This is a genomic window from Pseudomonas sp. CBZ-4 (assembly GCF_000346755.1).
Taxonomy (GTDB): Bacteria; Pseudomonadota; Gammaproteobacteria; order Pseudomonadales; family Pseudomonadaceae; genus Aquipseudomonas.
The window spans coordinates 1-15,789 of the sequence record NZ_ANNV01000110.1; the positions used below are offsets into that span (position 1 = coordinate 1).

Genomic DNA, 15,789 nt, shown 5'->3' on the forward strand with positions numbered 1-15,789 from the left:
ATCAGCCAGCAATGATTCAGCTGACCCACCGCTATCGCAGGCAAGCCAGCTCCCACAAAAGCCAGGTCCCACAAGCCAGTGCCTACATGCGCCACATTCAGGGCATAAAAAAACCGCTTCCGGTGAGGGAAGCGGTTTTGTCTATCTACAGCAGCGCGATCAGAACAACTTCAGCGCCGGTGCTTCTTCTTTCAACGGCTCGTTCTTCGCGGTCTGTGCATTCCAGCCACCGCCGAGGGCCTTGTACAGGTTGACCTCGCTGGTGAGCTGCGCCAGGCGGTCGGTGATCAGCGATTGCTGGGCACTGAACAGTTGGCGCTGGGCGTCGAGGAACGTCAGGTTGCTGTCCACGCCAATGCGGTAGCGACGCTCGGCCAGGCGGTAGTAATCCTGGTTGGCGGCGACGAAACCACGCTGGGCTTCCAGCTGTTCCTTGTAGGTCTCACGCGCGGCGAGGCCGTCGGAGACTTCCTGGAAACCGGTCTGGATGGCCTTCTCGTAGGTCGCCACGTTGATCTCTTTCTGGATCTTCGCGTAGTCCAGGCTGGCGCGCAGGCTGCCGGCGTTGAAGATCGGGATGTTGATCTGCGGGGCGAACGACCAGGTGCCCGAGCCGCCTTTGAACAGGCCGCTCAGGTCCGGGCTCAGGGTGCCGGCGTTGGCCGTCAAACTGATGCTCGGGAAGAACGCTGCGCGGGCGGCGCCGATGTTGGCGTTGGCGGCCTTGAGGTTGTACTCGGCTTGCAGGATGTCGGGACGACGTTGCAGCAGGTCCGAGGGCAAGCCGGCAGGCACTTCGCTGAGCAGGTTGTCCGACAGTGGCTGGCTGGCGATATTCGCCGGCAGGCCGGTACCCAGCAGCAGGGTCAGGCTGTTTTCGTCCTGGGCCACCTGGCGGGTGTAGCGGGCCAGGGCGACACGGGCGTTTTCCACCGAGGTGCGCGCCTGGCTGAGGTCGAGGGCCGAGGCCACGCCGACTTCGTTGCTGCGCGAGGTCAGCTTGAAGCTCTGCTCATAGGCACCGAGGGTGTCCTGGGTCAGCTTGAGCAGCTCTTTATCAGCCTGCCAGGTCACGTAGGCCGTGGCCACGTTGGCGACCAGGCTGATCTGCGTGCTGCGGCGGGCTTCTTCGGTGGCGAAGTACTTTTGCAGGGCTTCTTCGCTCAGGCTGCGCACACGGCCGAACAAGTCCAGCTCATACGCGCTGATCCCGAGGGTCGCCGAATACGAGCTGGTGATGCTCGACTCGCCGGTCTGCGAAGCACGCGCCGGTACGCGCTGGCGGCTGCCGCTGCCATTGGCCGAGACGGCCGGGAACAGGTCGGCGCGCTGGATGCGGTACTGCGCGGCATAGGCGTCGATGTTCAGCGCCGCGACACGCAGGTCGCGGTTGTTCTCCAGGGCCACCTGGATCAGCTGTTGCAGGGCAGGGTCATGGAAAAACTGCTTCCAGCCCTGCTCGGCAGCGGCCTGGTTCGGCGCCTGGGCCGACGAATACGCCGGGCCCTGCGGGAACTGAGCGGCCACCGGCGCTTCAGGGCGCTGATAGTCAGGTATCAGCGAGCAGCCACTGAGCACGAATGCGGTGACGGCTAAGGAAAGGAGCGACTTGCTCATAGGCCAGCCTCTTTATGGGTTTCAGTAGGTTCAGTCTTTTTACGCTCGCCTGCGGCGGACACGGTTGCAAAGAACAGTGGCACCCAGAAGATCGCCAGGACAGTGGCCGTGATCATACCGCCGATAACGCCGGTACCAATCGCGTGCTGGCTGCCCGAGCCGGCGCCCGAGGAGATCGCCAGCGGCAATACGCCGAGGATGAACGCCATGGACGTCATGATGATCGGCCGCAGACGCATACGGGACGCCTCGATGGCCGCCTCGACAATGCCTTTGCCTTGCTCGTGCAACTCCTTGGCGAACTCGACGATCAGGATGGCGTTTTTCGCCGCCAGGCCCACCGTCACCAGCAAGCCCACCTGGAAGAACACGTCGTTGGACAACCCGCGCATGCTCGTGGCGATCAACGCCCCGACCACACCCAGCGGCACTACCAGCACTACCGCAATCGGGATCGACCAGCTTTCGTACAGCGCCGCGAGGCACAGGAACACCACCAGCAGCGACAGTGCGTACAGCGCCGGCGCCTGGGAGCCGGACAGGCGTTCTTCGTACGACAGACCGGTCCACGCATAGCCGACACCCGCCGGCAATTGCTTGGCGATGCGCTCGACTTCGGCCATGGCGTCACCGGTGCTGTAGCCCGGTGCCGGGGTGCCGAGGATTTCCATCGCCGCTACACCGTTGTAGCGCGAGAGTTTTGGCGAACCGAAGATCCACTTGCCCGAGGAAATGGCCGACATCGGCACCATCTTCCCGGAGTCGCTGCGCACGAACCATTTGTCCAGGTCTTCCGGCGACATGCGGCCAGCGGCCTCGCCTTGCACGTACACCTTCTTCACCCGACCACGGTCGATGAAGTCGTTGACGTAGCTGCCACCCAGGGCAATCGCCAGGGTCTGGTTGATGCTCGACAGGGTGATGCCTTGGGCACTGGCCTTCTCGTCGTCAACGGTCAGCTCGTACTGCGGCTCATCGTTCACGCCGTTCGGACGCACGCCTGCAAGGATCTTGCTTTGTGCGGCCATGCCGAGGAACTGGTTACGCGCTTCCATCAGTTTTTCGTGGCCGACGCCGCCCTGGTCTTGCAGGAACACGTCGAAGCCGGTGGCGTTACCCAATTCCAGTACCGACGGCGGCACGATGGCGAACACCATGGCGTCCTTGAAGGCACCGAAGAAGTAACCCTGGGCACGCTTGGCCACTTCGAACACGGACATGGACGCGTCACGCTCATCCCATGGCTTGAGCATCACGAACGCCAGGCCCGAGCTCTGGCCACGGCCGGCGAAGTTGAAGCCGTTCACGGTAAACACCGACTTCACGGCCTTGCCTTCGCCTGGCTCGCCTTCCTTGTCGTGCAGCAGGAAGGCGCGCATGTCGTCGATGACTTTTTGCGTACGTTCCGCCGACGAGCCGACCGGGGTTTGCACCTGGGCGAAGATCACGCCCTGGTCTTCTTCCGGCAGGAATGCGCTTGGAATGCGGGTGAACAACCAGACCATGCCGACAACGATGATCAGGTACACAAAAAACGCCGGGAATTTGTGCTTGATCATGTTGCCCACGCCGCGCTCGTAGCTCAGTACGCCACGGTCGAAGGTGCGGTTGAACCAGCCGAAGAAACCACGCTTGGGTTGGCCGTGCTTTTCCGGGTCGATCGGCTTGAGCATGGTGGCGCACAAGGCCGGGGTGAAGATCAGGGCAACCAGTACCGACAGCGCCATCGCCGAAACGATAGTGATGGAGAACTGTTTGTAGATCACACCGGTGGAGCCGCCGAAGAAGGCCATTGGCAGCAATACCGCCGACAGCACCAGCGCGATACCCACCAGGGCGCCCTGGATCTGGCCCATGGACTTGACCGTCGCCTCCTTGGGCGACAGGTGTTCCTCGGCCATTACCCGCTCGACGTTTTCCACCACGACGATGGCGTCATCCACCAGCAAGCCGATGGCGAGGATCATGCCGAACATGGTCAGGGTATTGATGGTGAAACCAAACGCCGCGAGGATGCCGAACGTGCCCAGCAATACCACCGGTACGGTCATGGTGGTGATGATGGTGGCGCGGAAGTTCTGCAGGAACAGGAACATCACCAGGAACACCAGGACGATCGCTTCGACCAGGGTGTGGACTACACCGGAGATCGATTCGGTCACCACCGGGGTGGTGTCATACGGCACCACCGCCTTCATGCCTGGCGGGAAGAACGGTTCCAGGGACGCCACGGTGGCACGGATGGCCTTGGCGGTGTCCAGGGCGTTGGCGCCCGATGCCAGTTTGATCGCCATGCCGGAAGCCGGCTTGCCGTTGAACTGGGCACTGATGCTGTAGTTCTGGCCGCCCAGTTCGATGCGCGCAACGTCACGCAGGCGAACTTGCGAGCCGTCGGCGTTGACCTTCATCAGGATCTTGCCGAACTCTTCTGCGGTTTGCAGACGGGTCTTGCCGATGATGGTCGCGTTCAGCTGGGTGCCGGGCAGGGCAGGCAGGCCGCCCAGCTGGCCGGTGGCCACCTGCACGTTCTGCGCAGCGATGGCGCTGCTGACGTCGACCGGGGTCAACTGGTAGTTGTTCAGCTTGGCCGGGTCGAGCCAGATACGCATGGCGTACTGCGAACCGAAGACCTGGAAGTCACCTACACCTGCCGTCCGGGAAATCGGGTCCTGGATGTTGGACACGATGTAGTTGGACAGGTCGTCCTTGGTCATGCTGCCGTCTTCCGACACCAGACCGATCACCATCAGGAAGTTCTTCACCGACTTGGTCACGCGGATACCCTGCTGCTGCACTTCTTGCGGCAGCAGTGGGGTCGCCAGGTTCAGCTTGTTCTGCACCTGAACCTGGGCGATGTCCGGATTGGTACCCTGGTTGAACGTCGCGGTGATGGTCATGCTGCCGTCGGAGTTACTGTCCGAGGCGACATAACGCAGGTTGTCGATACCGTTGAGCTGTTGCTCGATGACCTGCACCACGGTGTCCTGCACGGTTTGTGCGGACGCGCCTGGGTAGGTCACCTGGATGTCGATGGCGGTTGGCGCGATGGCCGGGTATTGGTTGATGGGCAACTTCAGGATCGACAGTGCCCCGACCAGCATGATCACCAGGGCAATTACCCAGGCGAAAATGGGACGGTCGATAAAAAATTTCGACATGGATTACTCCCCTTTGCCCGTAGTGGCAGCAGGCGCAGCAACCGTTCCAGCAGGCTTGGCGTTATCGGCGTCCTTGACCTTGACTTCGATGCCCGGCTTGATGAATTGCAGGCCTTCGGTGATCACGCGGTCACCGGCGTCGAGGCCTTTTTCCACCAGCCAGTAGGCGCCGCTGGTGCGGTTGGCAACCAGGGTGCGTTGCTCGACCTTGTTGTCCTTGTTCACCACCAGCGCGGTCGGGATGCCCTTGATGTCGCGGGTCACGCCTTGCTGCGGGGCGAGGATGGCCTTGCTGTTCACACCGGCTTGCAACTGGGCGTGCACGAACATGCCCGGCAGCAGGGTGTGGTCAGGGTTGGGGAACACGGCGCGCAGGGTGACCGAACCGGTGGTCTGGTCAACCGACACTTCGGAGAATTCCAGTTTGCCGTCCTGGTTGTAGTCGGTACCGTCTTCCAGGGTCAGCTTGACCTTGGCGGCATTGGCGCCGGCTTTTTCCAGCTGGCCGCTTTCCAGGTCGCGGCGCAGTTTCAGCATTTCTGCCGAAGACTGCGTGACGTCGACGTAGATCGGGTCCAGTTGCTGGATCACGGCCATGGCATCGGTCTGGCCATTGCTGACCAGCGCGCCTTCGGTCACCGAAGAACGGCCGATACGCCCGGAGATCGGCGCGAACACCTTGGTGTAGCGCACGTTGATCTGGGCGGTTTGCACGTTGGCTTCGGCGGTCATGCGGTTGGCGACGGCGGTGTCGTATTCCTGGCGGCTGACGGCTTGCTCATCGACCAACTGCTTGTAGCGGTCGGAGATGGACTTGGTCTGCGTGAGGCTGGCTTGTGCGCTTTTCAGGGTGGCGTCGTACACCGACGGGTCGATCTGGTAGAGCTGTTGCCCTTCCTTCACGTCGCCGCCTTCCTTGAACAGGCGCTTGAGAATGATGCCGTTGACCTGTGGGCGAACTTCCGCAATGCGGTAGGCGGTGGTGCGGCCTGGCAGCTCGGACGTCAGGGTAAAGGCTTGCGGTTGAATGGTGACCACGCCGACCTGAGGGGTTTGAGCGGGCGGAGCCGCTTCTTCCTTTTTACATCCGCTGAGCAGCGATGCCAGGGCGACGGCAGTGACCAGAGCGGTAACAGCTGGCTTAAGTTGCATGAAGATCCTCGGGTCAGGCGCGCAGGGTGCGCACAAGAAATGTGGAAGGGTAAAAAACAAGCTGTGAGTAGATAAGTAGCTTGCTACGCAATATACTTACGTTCACGGTTGTTTGTAAACTCTTGACAGGCTTCGCGGAATGTTGACAAAGCAACGCCCAAAGCCTCGATTTCATTACGTTCGGCACCCACGATGGTGTCGTCCCACAAATATTCAGATGATCGTTAGCGGCTATTAATTGTGCGTTAACAATCGTCCCAAGTGTCCTGATAGAGGTTTTACTGCCATGGTTCGTCGCACCAAAGAGGAAGCTCAGGAAACGCGCAGCCAGATTCTCCAAGCCGCCGAGCAGGCCTTCTATGAGCGCGGTGTGGCGCGCACCACCCTGGCGGACATCGCTGCGTTGGCGGGCGTGACCCGGGGCGCCATCTATTGGCACTTCAGCAACAAGTCCGACTTGCTCCAGGCGTTGCTCGACACCCTGCACGAGCCGCTGGACGAACTGGCCCGCGCCAGCGAGAGCGAGGACGAAGTCGACCCGCTCGGCTGCATGCGCAAGCTGTTGATCCATCTGTTCCATCAAGTGGCCCTGGACCCGAAGACCCGGCGCATCAATGAGATTTTGTTTCATAAGTGCGAATTCACCGATGAAATGTGCGACATGCGCCGGCAGCGCCAGACCCACAGCCTAGAGTGCAATCTGCGTATCGGCTTGACCCTGCGCAATGCCGTGCATCGTGGCCAGCTACCGGAAAACCTCGACACCACCCGTGGTGCCGTGTGCATTCATGCCTATATCAACGGGCTGATTGGCCAGTGGCTGCTGGTCCCTGACAGCTTCCAATTGCATCAGGACGCCGAGCGCTGGGTTGATACCGGGCTCGACATGCTGCGCCTGAGCCCTAGCCTGCGCAATTGAGACAAAATGCGTAATTGCATCAGGTTGTGTCAACAGTAAAGCTTAAGGAGGGTCAATCGTCCTTCTGCCTTATTTGTGGGGTGACTTTATATACGCGCTGGCCCGGGGTTGATAGGTAGCCGGCTAAGTATTTTGTAGGGATTTTGTTGCAGGGGTGTGAAGGAATGTTTCCCTCGGGCCACGCAAGTCGAAAAAGTGGCGGGCTTGTGTGGGAGCGGGCTTGCCCGCGATTGCGGTGGATCAGTGAAAGTATCTGTAACTGACACACCGCTATCGCGGGCAAGCCCGCTCCCACAGGAGGTAGGTGGTGTGCTTCAGAGCGGCATAAAAAAGCCCCGGTTCTTGCGAGCCGGGGCTTTTTGCGTTTCAGGCGATCAGATCGCCAGCGTCGGGTAGTCGATGTAACCCACCGGGCCCTTGCTGTAGAAGGTATCCGGGCGCGCATCGTTGAGTGGCGCATCGGCTTTCAAGCGGGCCGGCAAGTCCGGGTTGGCAATGAACGGTACGCCCCAGGCCACGGCATCCGCTTTACCTTCGGCCAGCCAGGCGTTGGCGCTGTCCTTGGTGAAGCGCTCGTTGGCGATGTACACGCCGCCAAACGCCTTCTTCAATTGCGGGCCGAGGCTGTCGCCGGCTTCTTTCTCGCGCGAGCAGATGAACGCGATGCCACGCTTGCCCAGTTCGCTGGCCACGTAGGTAAAGGTTTCTGCCAGGTTGTCATCGCCCATGTCGTGGGAGTCGGCACGCGGTGCCAAATGCACACCCACGCGGCCGGCGCCCCAGACTTCAATGGCGGCGTCGGTCACTTCCAGCAGCAGGCGTGCACGGTTTTCCAGGGAGCCGCCGTACTGGTCGGTACGTTTGTTCGTGCTGCTTTGCAGGAACTGGTCCAGCAGGTAGCCGTTGGCGCCATGGATTTCCACGCCGTCGAAGCCGGCGGCCTTGGCGTTCTCGGCACCGGTGCGGTAGGCGTCGACGATGTCGGCGATTTCCGCGGTTTCCAGGGCGCGTGGCGTCGGGTAGTCGGCCAGTGGGCGCACCAGGCTGACGTGGCCCTTGGGCTGGATCGCGCTCGGCGCCACCGGGGTTTCGCCGTTCAGGTACGACTCATGGGAGATACGGCCCACATGCCACAGTTGCAGGAAAATCTTGCCGCCCGCGCCGTGGATCGCCTTGGTCACGTTGGCCCAGCCACGCACCTGGTCGTTGGACCAGATGCCTGGCGTGTCCGGGTAGCCCACGCCCAGCGGCGTCACCGAGGTGGCTTCGCTGAGGATCAGCCCGGCGGAAGCACGTTGCACGTAATACTCGGCCATCAGCGCGTTGGGCACACGACCGGCGTCGGCACGGCAACGGGTCAGCGGCGCCATGATGATGCGGTTGGACAGTTCCAGGTCGCCCAGTGTGATCGGGTCGAAAATAGTCGTCATGGGATAACACCTTTCTCTTTGAAGTTGATCAGTGGGTCGCAGGGGCCAGGTCGGCATCGCCGTTCTGACGGAAAGTAATCAAGGTCACCAGCAGCGCGAGGATCGCCAGCGCACCGGCGGCCAATGGCACGCTGGTCAGGCCGAAACCGTGGGCAATCACACTGCCGCCGACCCAGGCGCCGAGGGCGTTGCCGATGTTGAAGGCGCCGATGTTCAGGGTGGACACCAGGTTCGGTGCGGCCTTGCCAAAGGTCACCACGTTGATTTGCAGCGCCGGCACAGCGGCAAATGCGGCGGTGGCCCACAGGAACAGGGTGATTTCCGTCGGGATCACGGCGACGCTGGTCCAGGTCAGCGCGGTGGAGATCACCGCCATGCTGATAAACACGCCGATCAAGGTGGCTGCCAGGCGCTTGTCCGCCAGCTTGCCGCCGATGATATTGCCCAGGGTCAGGCCCAGGCCGATCAGCAACAGGGTCCAGGTCACGCCTTTGGGCGAGATGCCGGTGACATCGCCCAGCAGCGGCGCGACGTAGGTGAAGAGGGTGAACATCGACGCGGAGAACAGCGCGGTCATGGTCAGCGACAACCAGATGCCGGCGCCCTTGAGGGCCGCCAGTTCGGCGCGCATGTCGAGTTTTTCTTCGTCACGCTTGGCTGGCAGGAAGCGGATCAGGCCGATCAGCGCGATGACACCAATCACGGTGACCGCCCAGAACGTCGAGCGCCAGCCCGCCGCCTGGCCCAGTGCAGTGCCCAGCGGCACGCCGAGGACGTTGGCCAGGGTCAAGCCGGTGAACATCAAGGCCACGGCCGACGCGCGCTTGTTGGCCGGCACCAGGTTGGCCGCGACCACCGAACCGATCCCGAAGAACGCACCGTGGCACAGCGCGGTGACCACACGGGCAAACATCAGCACGTTGTAGTCACTGGCCAGGGCGCAGAGCAGGTTGCCGACGATAAAGATGCCCATCAACGCTACCAGTGCGGCCTTGCGCGGCAGCTTGGCGGTGGCCAGTGCCATGAACGGCGCACCAATGGCCACGCCGAGGGCGTAGCCGGTGACCAGCCACCCGGCGCCGGGGATCGACACGCCGAGGTCCGCCGCCACATCGGGCAGCAAGCCCATGATGACGAACTCGGTGGTGCCGATGGCGAAGGCGCTCAGGGCCAGTATGAGTAGCGAGAGGGGCATTATCGTTTCCTTGTTACAGCGGTGCGCTGAGTTCGGTGATGAGCGCATCGAGGAAGGCTTGGATCGTTTCCTCGTTGCGTTTGAAAAAGTGCCACTGCCCGGCCTTCTGGCTGCTGATCAACCCCGCGCGTTGCAACGTCGCCAGGTGCGCCGACACGGTGGACTGGGACAAGCCGCAGCGCTGGTCGATCTGCCCGGCACAGATGCCGTATTCGTGGTTGTGCAGTTGCTCGGGGAATTGCACTTTCGGGTCTTTCAGCCAGTTGAGGATGTCTCGCCGTACTGGGTGCGCCAGGGCTTTTATTATTTCGTCGAGGTCGATGGACATGGCAGGTGCTCGGTGTCTTGAAACGTTATATCGCGATGAGGCGAACCTTAAATCGTTATATCCCGATATGCCAATATGAATTGGGTCTTAAAGCCGCTAAAATCGGTATATCGGGTTATAACGATACGTTGACGGCAGTGCTAAACTGCGCGGCATGAATTATCTCGCACATCTGCACCTCGGCGGCCAACTTCCTGCACAACTGCTGGGCAGCCTCTATGGCGATTTCGTCAAAGGCCGCCTGCAAGGCCAGTTCAACCCGCAAATCGAAGCGGCGATCCAGCTGCATCGCTCCATCGACCGGTTTACCGACAGCCACCCGTTGGTGGGGGAGGCGTTGTCGCGCTTCAGCCTGACCCGCAGGCGGTATGCCGGCATCGTCCTCGATGTGTTTTTCGATCACTGCCTGGCGCGGGACTGGGCGCTGTACGCCGACCAGCCGCTGGAGCGCTTCACCGCGCAGGTGTACCGCGTGCTGGCGGCCGAGCCGCAATTGCCGGGGCGGCTGGCGCAGATAGCGCCGTGGATGGCGGCGGATGATTGGTTGGGGTCTTATCGCGAGTTTGCGGTGATGGAACAGGTGTTGCGCGGGATTTCGCGGCGGTTGTCGCAGCCGCAGGAGTTGGGGTTTGCGATGCAGGAATTGCGCGAGTTGTATGAGCCGTTGAGTGAAGACTTCCGAGTCTTCTACCCCGAGTTGCAGGTGTTTGCACAAACCCAACTGATTACTGAGATCTAAATGTGGGAGCTGGCATGTGTGGGAGCGGGCTTGCCCGCGATAGCGGTAGATCAGTCACAACATGTTTGCTGACCCACCGCTATCGCAGCGATGCGGCGACCCGACAAGCCAGCTCCCACATTTTGAACGGTGTTCATGCTGCAAATGCAGGTCGAGCCTCTACCTCTTCAGCCTCCGGCACCGGCCCAAACAACACCTTCTGCACCGCTTGCTGCGCCTGATACGCCAACGCCGCACGTTCCTGCCCGGCACAGGCAATCGGCTTGAGCAGATGAATTTCCACATCGCCCTGGTCATTGGCAAACAGGCGCATCAGGTGCGAGAGCAAATCATCATCACCAATAAACGGCGCCATCGGGTCGACCTGGCCGTCGCGCAGATAGCGGATCGCCACGGGTTGCAGTGACACATCCGCATCAATCGCACTGGCCAGCAAGCGCCCGTGGAAGGTGCGCAGGCTGCGCCCATCGGTGGTGGTGCCTTCGGGAAACATCAGCAGCGGGTGCTGTTGCTCCAGATGGCGGGTCATCTGCTTGCGGATCAGCTGGCTGTCGCCCGAGCCGCGACGAATGAACAAGCTACCGGCCTTCGCCGCCAGCCAGCCGGCCACCGGCCAGGTGCGCACTTCGGCCTTGGACAGAAACGACATGGGCGCCACCGCACCCAGTAACGGGATATCCGTCCACGACACGTGATTGCTCACCCACAGCATCGGCTGCGTCGGCAATTCACCGTGCACGGTCACGCGAAAGGGCAGGGCGTTGGTCAGCCGCGCCATGAAAAACCGCGACCAACGCTGGCGCCGCACCATCGAGTTGGCAATGCCCAGGCGCTCGAACAGGCCAAACACACTGGCCATGCTCAAGCCCAGCCCCACCACCACCAGCACGCGAGCAATGCGCCCGTACACCCGCAGACGGCTCATTACATGGCCGCCTTGAAGTGGCGGGCGTAACGCGGGCAAAGCTCATCGCGCTTGAGCAGGATGAACACGTCGGCCACCTGGAAATCTTCGTCCCAGCACGGCTCGCCGCAGATCTTCGCGCCCAGGCGCATGTAGGCCTTGAGCAACGGCGGCATTTCCGCGATGACGTTGGACGGCAAATCCAGGGCCGGCAGGGGTTTCTTCGGTTCGGCACGCAGGTGTTCGTTGCACAGGTAGCGTTCGCGCAGGCGCTGCATGATCGCGTGGGCCTGGATGCCGCCGTCGTGCATCGGGATGCTCGCGCAACCCATCAGGTAGCTGTAGCCGCCCTGGTTGAGGACCTCGGCCAATTCGCCCCACAACACGGCGATGGTGCCACCGTTGCGGTAGGCCGGGTCGACGCAGGTGCGGCCGATTTCCAGGATCGGCCCTTGCAGGTGCAGCAAGCCATGCAGGCTGAATTCTTCTTCACTGTAGAACCGGCCCAGGGTGCTGGCGGCCGCGTGGTCGAGCAAACGGGTGGTGGCCACCAAGCGACCGCTGTTCAAGTCCCGCACGCCGATGTGGCTGCAGTGAACATCATAGTCATCCATGTCCAGACCCAGTTCCGCGCCTTTCAGCTTGGCGTTGAACTCGCCGCTGAACACGTTGAACCGCAAGGCCTGGGCTTCCTGCAACGCCTGTGCGCCAACCAGGCGTTCGGCTTGCAGACGGCGTTCATTGCCGGTGTCGCTGATGCGGGCGATCTGAGTCATGGCGAGTCTCCGAGTGCCGGCCACGATTTCGGCCGGTCGACTTTGTTGTCCAAACTCAGGCTATGGAGGCCCGGTGTCATCTCCATGAACTTATGGTGACGCTTGAATGACAGCCCGGCCTGTCGCAAATCTGTCATCACCCTCGGCTAGGCTCGCGGGCTTGAATGCCCCCGTTGAGTCCGCGTCCATGGTCAGAGGCTTGTTGTGTGTTGTGCTGTTGTCTGTCACCGCGGCCGCCCACGCCGAAACCTGGCCAGACAAGGAGTGGGCCAAGGGCACACCGATCGCAGGCCCCGCTGTCGATGCCTTGAACACCTACGCGTTTCCCGCGCGTGACGACAGCACCCGCCAAGGCATTCGTACCGATGCGCTGTTGGTGATCCGCGATGGCGAAATCATCTATGAGCGTTATGCCGCGCCAACCACGGCCAGCACCCCGCACCTCACGTGGTCGGTCAGTAAAAGCTTGCTGGCGACGGTGTTGGGCGTGGCCTACGGCGAAAACCGCTTCAAGCTGACCGATCCCGCCGCACGTTTCTATCCGCCGATGAAGCAGCATCCCACGGTCACCATGGGCGACCTGCTGCATTGGGCATCGGGGCTGGATTGGCAGGAAGACTACGAATACGCCCCGCTGAAGTCCTCGGTGGTGGCGATGCTCTACACACGGGGGCGGGGTGATATGGCCGAGTTCGCTGCCGACACCGAGGCCGCCAGCGCCCCCGGCCAGGTGTTCCGTTACTCCAGTGGCGACAGCAATATCCTGTCCGCTGCCCTTAAAGGCATGCTCGGGCACAAGGCCTACATGAGTTATCCGTGGGATGCGCTGTTCAAGCCGCTGGGCATTCGAAACGCGACCTGGGAAACCGATGCGGATGAGACCTTCGTCGCTTCGTCCTACGCCTACCTCACCGCTCGGGATCTGGCGCGTGTCGGCCTGTTGATGGCGCGGGACGGTCGTTGGGGCTCGCAGCAGTTGTTGCCCCAAGACTGGGTTGCGTTCAATCGCCAACCCTTCGCCCGCTATAAAGCTGGCCAGGACGAAGCGGTACCGGGCGGCCATTGGTGGCTCAATCAAGGCTCCCCACGGCCATGGCCCGATGCACCCGTCGACACCTTCGCCGCCCTCGGCCACTGGGGCCAGGCGCTGTACGTGCTGCCCGCCGAACACCTGGTGATCGTGCGCTACGGCGATGATCGCGACGGCAGCTATCGCCACAACGAATTGCTCAAGCGCGTGCTCGCGGCGGTGCAGCCATGATCCGGCGTCGGCCGTTTACCAGTCTGCTGCTGGTGTTGTTGCTCGCGCTGGTGGGTTGGGCGTGGCACGAACGCGTCAACCTGCAAGCCTTCCCCGACATAATTGCAGCGTACACCGCCAAGGAGTATTGCTCGTGCCGGTATGTGGCGAACAACCCGGCCGAGTATTGCCGGGGTTATGTGAAGCAATACGTGCCCACCAGCGCGTTCAGCGATAACCCCGAGCGCAGTGAAGTGACTGCCAGCGGCATGGGGCGTACGCACACGGCACGCTGGCTCGGCGACCGCCAGGGCTGCCGCCTGAACCCCTGACACACCTCATACCCCCTGTGGGAGCGGGCTTGCCCGCGATAGCGGTACATCAGTCAACATCTCCAGTGGCTGACACACTGCAATCGCGGGCAAGCCCGCTCCCACACGAGTCTGCATTCACATCGGATTTGCGCCGCTTGTGACATTGCGCTTAAGGTTCGTGCAGGTTTTTCCCCCGCGAGTTCTCAATGCTGATCAAACCCCTGGCCTTCGCCCTGCTGGCCGCCGTTGCCGTGCCTGCCCATGCCGACTGGTACCTGGATAACGAATCCTCACGCCTGTCCTTCGTCACCACCAAGAACACCGACATCGCCGAGGTGCAGCGCTTTTTGGTGTTGCACGGCAAGGTTGACGGCGCTGGCGCCGCGCAAGTGGAAGTGGAGCTGGAGTCGGTCAACAGTGGTATCCCGCTGCGCGACGAGCGTATGCGCAATGACCTGTTCCAGATCAAGACCTTCCCCGACGCGCTGATCCGCGCGCAGATCAACCTGCAACCGATCAACGACCTGGCCCCTGGCGCGCAGTTGGAACTGCGCCTGCCCTTGAGCGTGACCCTGCACGGCAAGACCCAGACCTACAGCGCCGAGCTGCTGGCCACGCGCCTGGATGACCGGCGCTTCCAGGTAGTGACCCTGGAGCCTGTGGTATTGCATGCCGAGGATTTTGAGCTGATGCCGGGTGTCGCCGCATTGCGCAAGGCGGCCGGTCTGGCGTCGATCAGTTTGTCGGTGCCGGTGGGTGCGGTGCTGATCTTCACGGCGCGCTGACTGTGAGCGGCGCAGTGTTCCCGTGGCGCAGCGCCAACCGCTTCGAGTTGTTGATCGACGGGCCGAATTTCTTCCCGCAGATGCTGGTGGGTATTGCCCGCGCCGAGCGCCAGGTGGATCTGGAGTTGTACCTGGTGGAAGCCGGCGCCTGTGCCGAAGCCTTGGTGCAAGCGCTGGTGCTGGCCGCCGAACGTGGCGTGCAGGTGCGCTGCCTGTTTGATGACTACGGTAGCCTGGCGTTTACCCTCGGGCTGCGCAAGCGCCTGACCGACGCCGGGGTGGAGTTGCGCTTCTACAATCGCCTGAGCTGGCGGCGCTGGATGCGCAACCTGTACCGCGACCACCGCAAGTTGTTGCTGATCGACCAAGCCAGCGCTTTTGTCGGCGGTACCGGCGTGACCGATGAGTTCTGGACCCCGGGCAATGACACGGCGGACTGGCACGAAGTGATGGTGCAGATGGACGGCCCGTTGGTGCAGGATTGGCAGGCATTGTTCGACCGCCAATGGCACGCCAACGCAGCGCGCCGGGAGTGGAAGCCGGCGACCCGTTTCGGTTTGCCACGCTTGCCCAAGATGCCCGCCACGGGGCCGGGCCTGGGCCGTGTCGCCTATGCCGATGCCCGTCAGCACCGCGACATTTTGCAATCGTTGATCCGCGCCTTGAACAGTGGCAAGCAGCGTATCTGGCTGGCTACGCCCTATTTTTTGCCGACCTGGGGCGTACGCCGCGCCTTGCGCCGTGCCGCCGGGCGTGGGGTGGATGTGCGTTTGCTGCTCACCGGGCCGCGCACCGATCACCCGTCCGTGCGCTATGCCGGGCACCGGTATTACCCGCGCCTGCTGCGTTCGGGGGTGCAGATCTTTGAATACCAGCCGTGCTTTCTGCACCTGAAAATGGTGCTGGTGGACGATTGGGTCAGTGTGGGGTCATGCAATTTCGACCACTGGAATTTGCGCTTCAACCTGGATGCCAACCTGGAAGCGTTGGACCCTGAGTTGACGCGGGCAGTGGCGGGCAGTTTCGAGCGGGATTTTGCCCAGAGCCTGGCGGTGAGCCTGGAGGCGTGGCAGTCGCGGCCGTTGTGGCGGCGGGTGAAGCAGCGGGTGTGGGGGTGGATTGATCGGTTGGTGGTGAACTTGCTGGATAGACGCGGCTAACCAGACCGCTGAGATCAAATGTGGGAGCTGGTTTATGTGGGAGCTGGCTTGCCTGCGATGGCATCACCTCGG

The 15,789-nt window shown here is 62.1% G+C and carries 14 protein-coding genes; 6 read left to right on the plus strand and 8 right to left on the minus strand.

The features are described 5' to 3' along the window. Positions 1-159 precede the first annotated feature (159 nt). From adeC to B348_RS0114985, 3 genes are read right to left on the minus strand one after another with little or no spacing between them, the layout of a single operon-like run. Positions 160-1,617, minus strand: a complete 1,458-nt coding sequence (gene adeC / locus B348_RS0114975) for an AdeC/AdeK/OprM family multidrug efflux complex outer membrane factor (RefSeq protein WP_017736890.1) — start codon at positions 1,615-1,617, stop codon at positions 160-162. Continuing rightward, positions 1,614-4,775: an efflux RND transporter permease subunit gene (locus tag B348_RS0114980; RefSeq protein ID WP_017736891.1), complete on the minus strand. Its 3,162-nt coding sequence runs from the start codon at positions 4,773-4,775 to the stop codon at positions 1,614-1,616. Before B348_RS0114980 ends, adeC begins: the two co-directional genes overlap by 4 nt. 3 nt (positions 4,776-4,778) lie before the next feature. Continuing rightward, complete coding sequence (locus tag B348_RS0114985) at positions 4,779-5,927, minus strand: efflux RND transporter periplasmic adaptor subunit (protein ID WP_026136800.1); 1,149 nt, start codon at positions 5,925-5,927, stop codon at positions 4,779-4,781. Positions 5,928-6,213: 286 nt separating this feature from the next. Between B348_RS0114985 and B348_RS0114990 the strand changes: the two genes are divergently transcribed. Then, positions 6,214-6,846 (plus strand): TetR family transcriptional regulator, encoded by a 633-nt coding sequence (locus B348_RS0114990; RefSeq protein ID WP_017736893.1) that lies wholly within the window; start codon positions 6,214-6,216, stop codon positions 6,844-6,846. Between the two features lie 374 nt (positions 6,847-7,220). Here B348_RS0114990 and B348_RS0114995 read toward each other — a convergent pair whose 3' ends face one another. The 3 genes from B348_RS0114995 to B348_RS0115005 are packed head-to-tail and all read right to left on the minus strand — an operon-like array spanning position 7,221 to position 9,799. Then, the gene (locus B348_RS0114995; RefSeq protein WP_017736894.1) at positions 7,221-8,276 is read right to left on the minus strand and encodes an alkene reductase; all 1,056 of its coding nucleotides are present in this window, start codon (positions 8,274-8,276) and stop codon (positions 7,221-7,223) included. A 28-nt stretch (positions 8,277-8,304) separates the two neighbouring features. Further along, positions 8,305-9,471 (minus strand): MFS transporter, encoded by a 1,167-nt coding sequence (locus B348_RS0115000; protein WP_017736895.1) that lies wholly within the window; start codon positions 9,469-9,471, stop codon positions 8,305-8,307. A 13-nt stretch (positions 9,472-9,484) separates the two neighbouring features. Next, on the minus strand, positions 9,485-9,799 hold the full coding sequence (locus B348_RS0115005; RefSeq protein WP_017736896.1) for a helix-turn-helix transcriptional regulator: 315 nt from the start codon (positions 9,797-9,799) through the stop codon (positions 9,485-9,487). Positions 9,800-9,953: 154 nt separating this feature from the next. On the opposite strand from B348_RS0115005, the gene B348_RS0115010 reads away from it, so the two are divergent. Further along, positions 9,954-10,538: an ACP phosphodiesterase gene (locus B348_RS0115010; protein WP_017736897.1), complete on the plus strand. Its 585-nt coding sequence runs from the start codon at positions 9,954-9,956 to the stop codon at positions 10,536-10,538. 133 nt (positions 10,539-10,671) lie between these two features. Here B348_RS0115010 and B348_RS0115015 read toward each other — a convergent pair whose 3' ends face one another. Further along, positions 10,672-11,463, minus strand: coding sequence for a 1-acyl-sn-glycerol-3-phosphate acyltransferase (locus tag B348_RS0115015; protein WP_017736898.1), 792 nt, complete (start codon positions 11,461-11,463; stop codon positions 10,672-10,674). After that, positions 11,463-12,218: an L-ornithine N(alpha)-acyltransferase gene (olsB, locus tag B348_RS0115020; RefSeq protein WP_017736899.1), complete on the minus strand. Its 756-nt coding sequence runs from the start codon at positions 12,216-12,218 to the stop codon at positions 11,463-11,465. Before olsB ends, B348_RS0115015 begins: the two co-directional genes overlap by 1 nt. A gap of 187 nt (positions 12,219-12,405) precedes the next feature. Between olsB and B348_RS0115025 the strand changes: the two genes are divergently transcribed. From B348_RS0115025 to B348_RS0115040, 4 genes are all read left to right on the plus strand, one after another. Continuing rightward, complete coding sequence (locus tag B348_RS0115025) at positions 12,406-13,479, plus strand: serine hydrolase (protein ID WP_026136801.1); 1,074 nt, start codon at positions 12,406-12,408, stop codon at positions 13,477-13,479. Then, positions 13,476-13,790, plus strand: a complete 315-nt coding sequence (locus tag B348_RS0115030) for a hypothetical protein (RefSeq protein ID WP_017736901.1) — start codon at positions 13,476-13,478, stop codon at positions 13,788-13,790. Before B348_RS0115025 ends, B348_RS0115030 begins: the two co-directional genes overlap by 4 nt. 188 nt (positions 13,791-13,978) lie before the next feature. Further along, entirely contained in the window at positions 13,979-14,557 is a 579-nt protein-coding gene (locus B348_RS0115035) for a YceI family protein (RefSeq protein WP_017736902.1), read from the plus strand. A gap of 2 nt (positions 14,558-14,559) precedes the next feature. Beyond that, positions 14,560-15,717: a phosphatidylserine/phosphatidylglycerophosphate/cardiolipin synthase family protein gene (locus tag B348_RS0115040; protein WP_017736903.1), complete on the plus strand. Its 1,158-nt coding sequence runs from the start codon at positions 14,560-14,562 to the stop codon at positions 15,715-15,717. Positions 15,718-15,789: the final 72 nt, after the last annotated feature.

What these genes read in the sequence shown, in the direction of transcription:
- adeC (WP_017736890.1), bottom strand. Translation starts at nt 1,617, where the DNA reads ATGAGCAAGTCGCTCCTTTCCTTAGCCGTCACCGCATTCGTGCTCAGT.
- B348_RS0114980 (WP_017736891.1), bottom strand. Translation starts at nt 4,775, where the DNA reads ATGTCGAAATTTTTTATCGACCGTCCCATTTTCGCCTGGGTAATTGCC.
- B348_RS0114985 (WP_026136800.1), bottom strand. Translation starts at nt 5,927, where the DNA reads ATGCAACTTAAGCCAGCTGTTACCGCTCTGGTCACTGCCGTCGCCCTG.
- B348_RS0114990 (WP_017736893.1), top strand. Translation starts at nt 6,214, where the DNA reads ATGGTTCGTCGCACCAAAGAGGAAGCTCAGGAAACGCGCAGCCAGATT.
- B348_RS0114995 (WP_017736894.1), bottom strand. Translation starts at nt 8,276, where the DNA reads ATGACGACTATTTTCGACCCGATCACACTGGGCGACCTGGAACTGTCC.
- B348_RS0115000 (WP_017736895.1), bottom strand. Translation starts at nt 9,471, where the DNA reads ATGCCCCTCTCGCTACTCATACTGGCCCTGAGCGCCTTCGCCATCGGC.
- B348_RS0115005 (WP_017736896.1), bottom strand. Translation starts at nt 9,799, where the DNA reads ATGTCCATCGACCTCGACGAAATAATAAAAGCCCTGGCGCACCCAGTA.
- B348_RS0115010 (WP_017736897.1), top strand. Translation starts at nt 9,954, where the DNA reads ATGAATTATCTCGCACATCTGCACCTCGGCGGCCAACTTCCTGCACAA.
- B348_RS0115015 (WP_017736898.1), bottom strand. Translation starts at nt 11,463, where the DNA reads ATGAGCCGTCTGCGGGTGTACGGGCGCATTGCTCGCGTGCTGGTGGTG.
- olsB (WP_017736899.1), bottom strand. Translation starts at nt 12,218, where the DNA reads ATGACTCAGATCGCCCGCATCAGCGACACCGGCAATGAACGCCGTCTG.
- B348_RS0115025 (WP_026136801.1), top strand. Translation starts at nt 12,406, where the DNA reads ATGGTCAGAGGCTTGTTGTGTGTTGTGCTGTTGTCTGTCACCGCGGCC.
- B348_RS0115030 (WP_017736901.1), top strand. Translation starts at nt 13,476, where the DNA reads ATGATCCGGCGTCGGCCGTTTACCAGTCTGCTGCTGGTGTTGTTGCTC.
- B348_RS0115035 (WP_017736902.1), top strand. Translation starts at nt 13,979, where the DNA reads ATGCTGATCAAACCCCTGGCCTTCGCCCTGCTGGCCGCCGTTGCCGTG.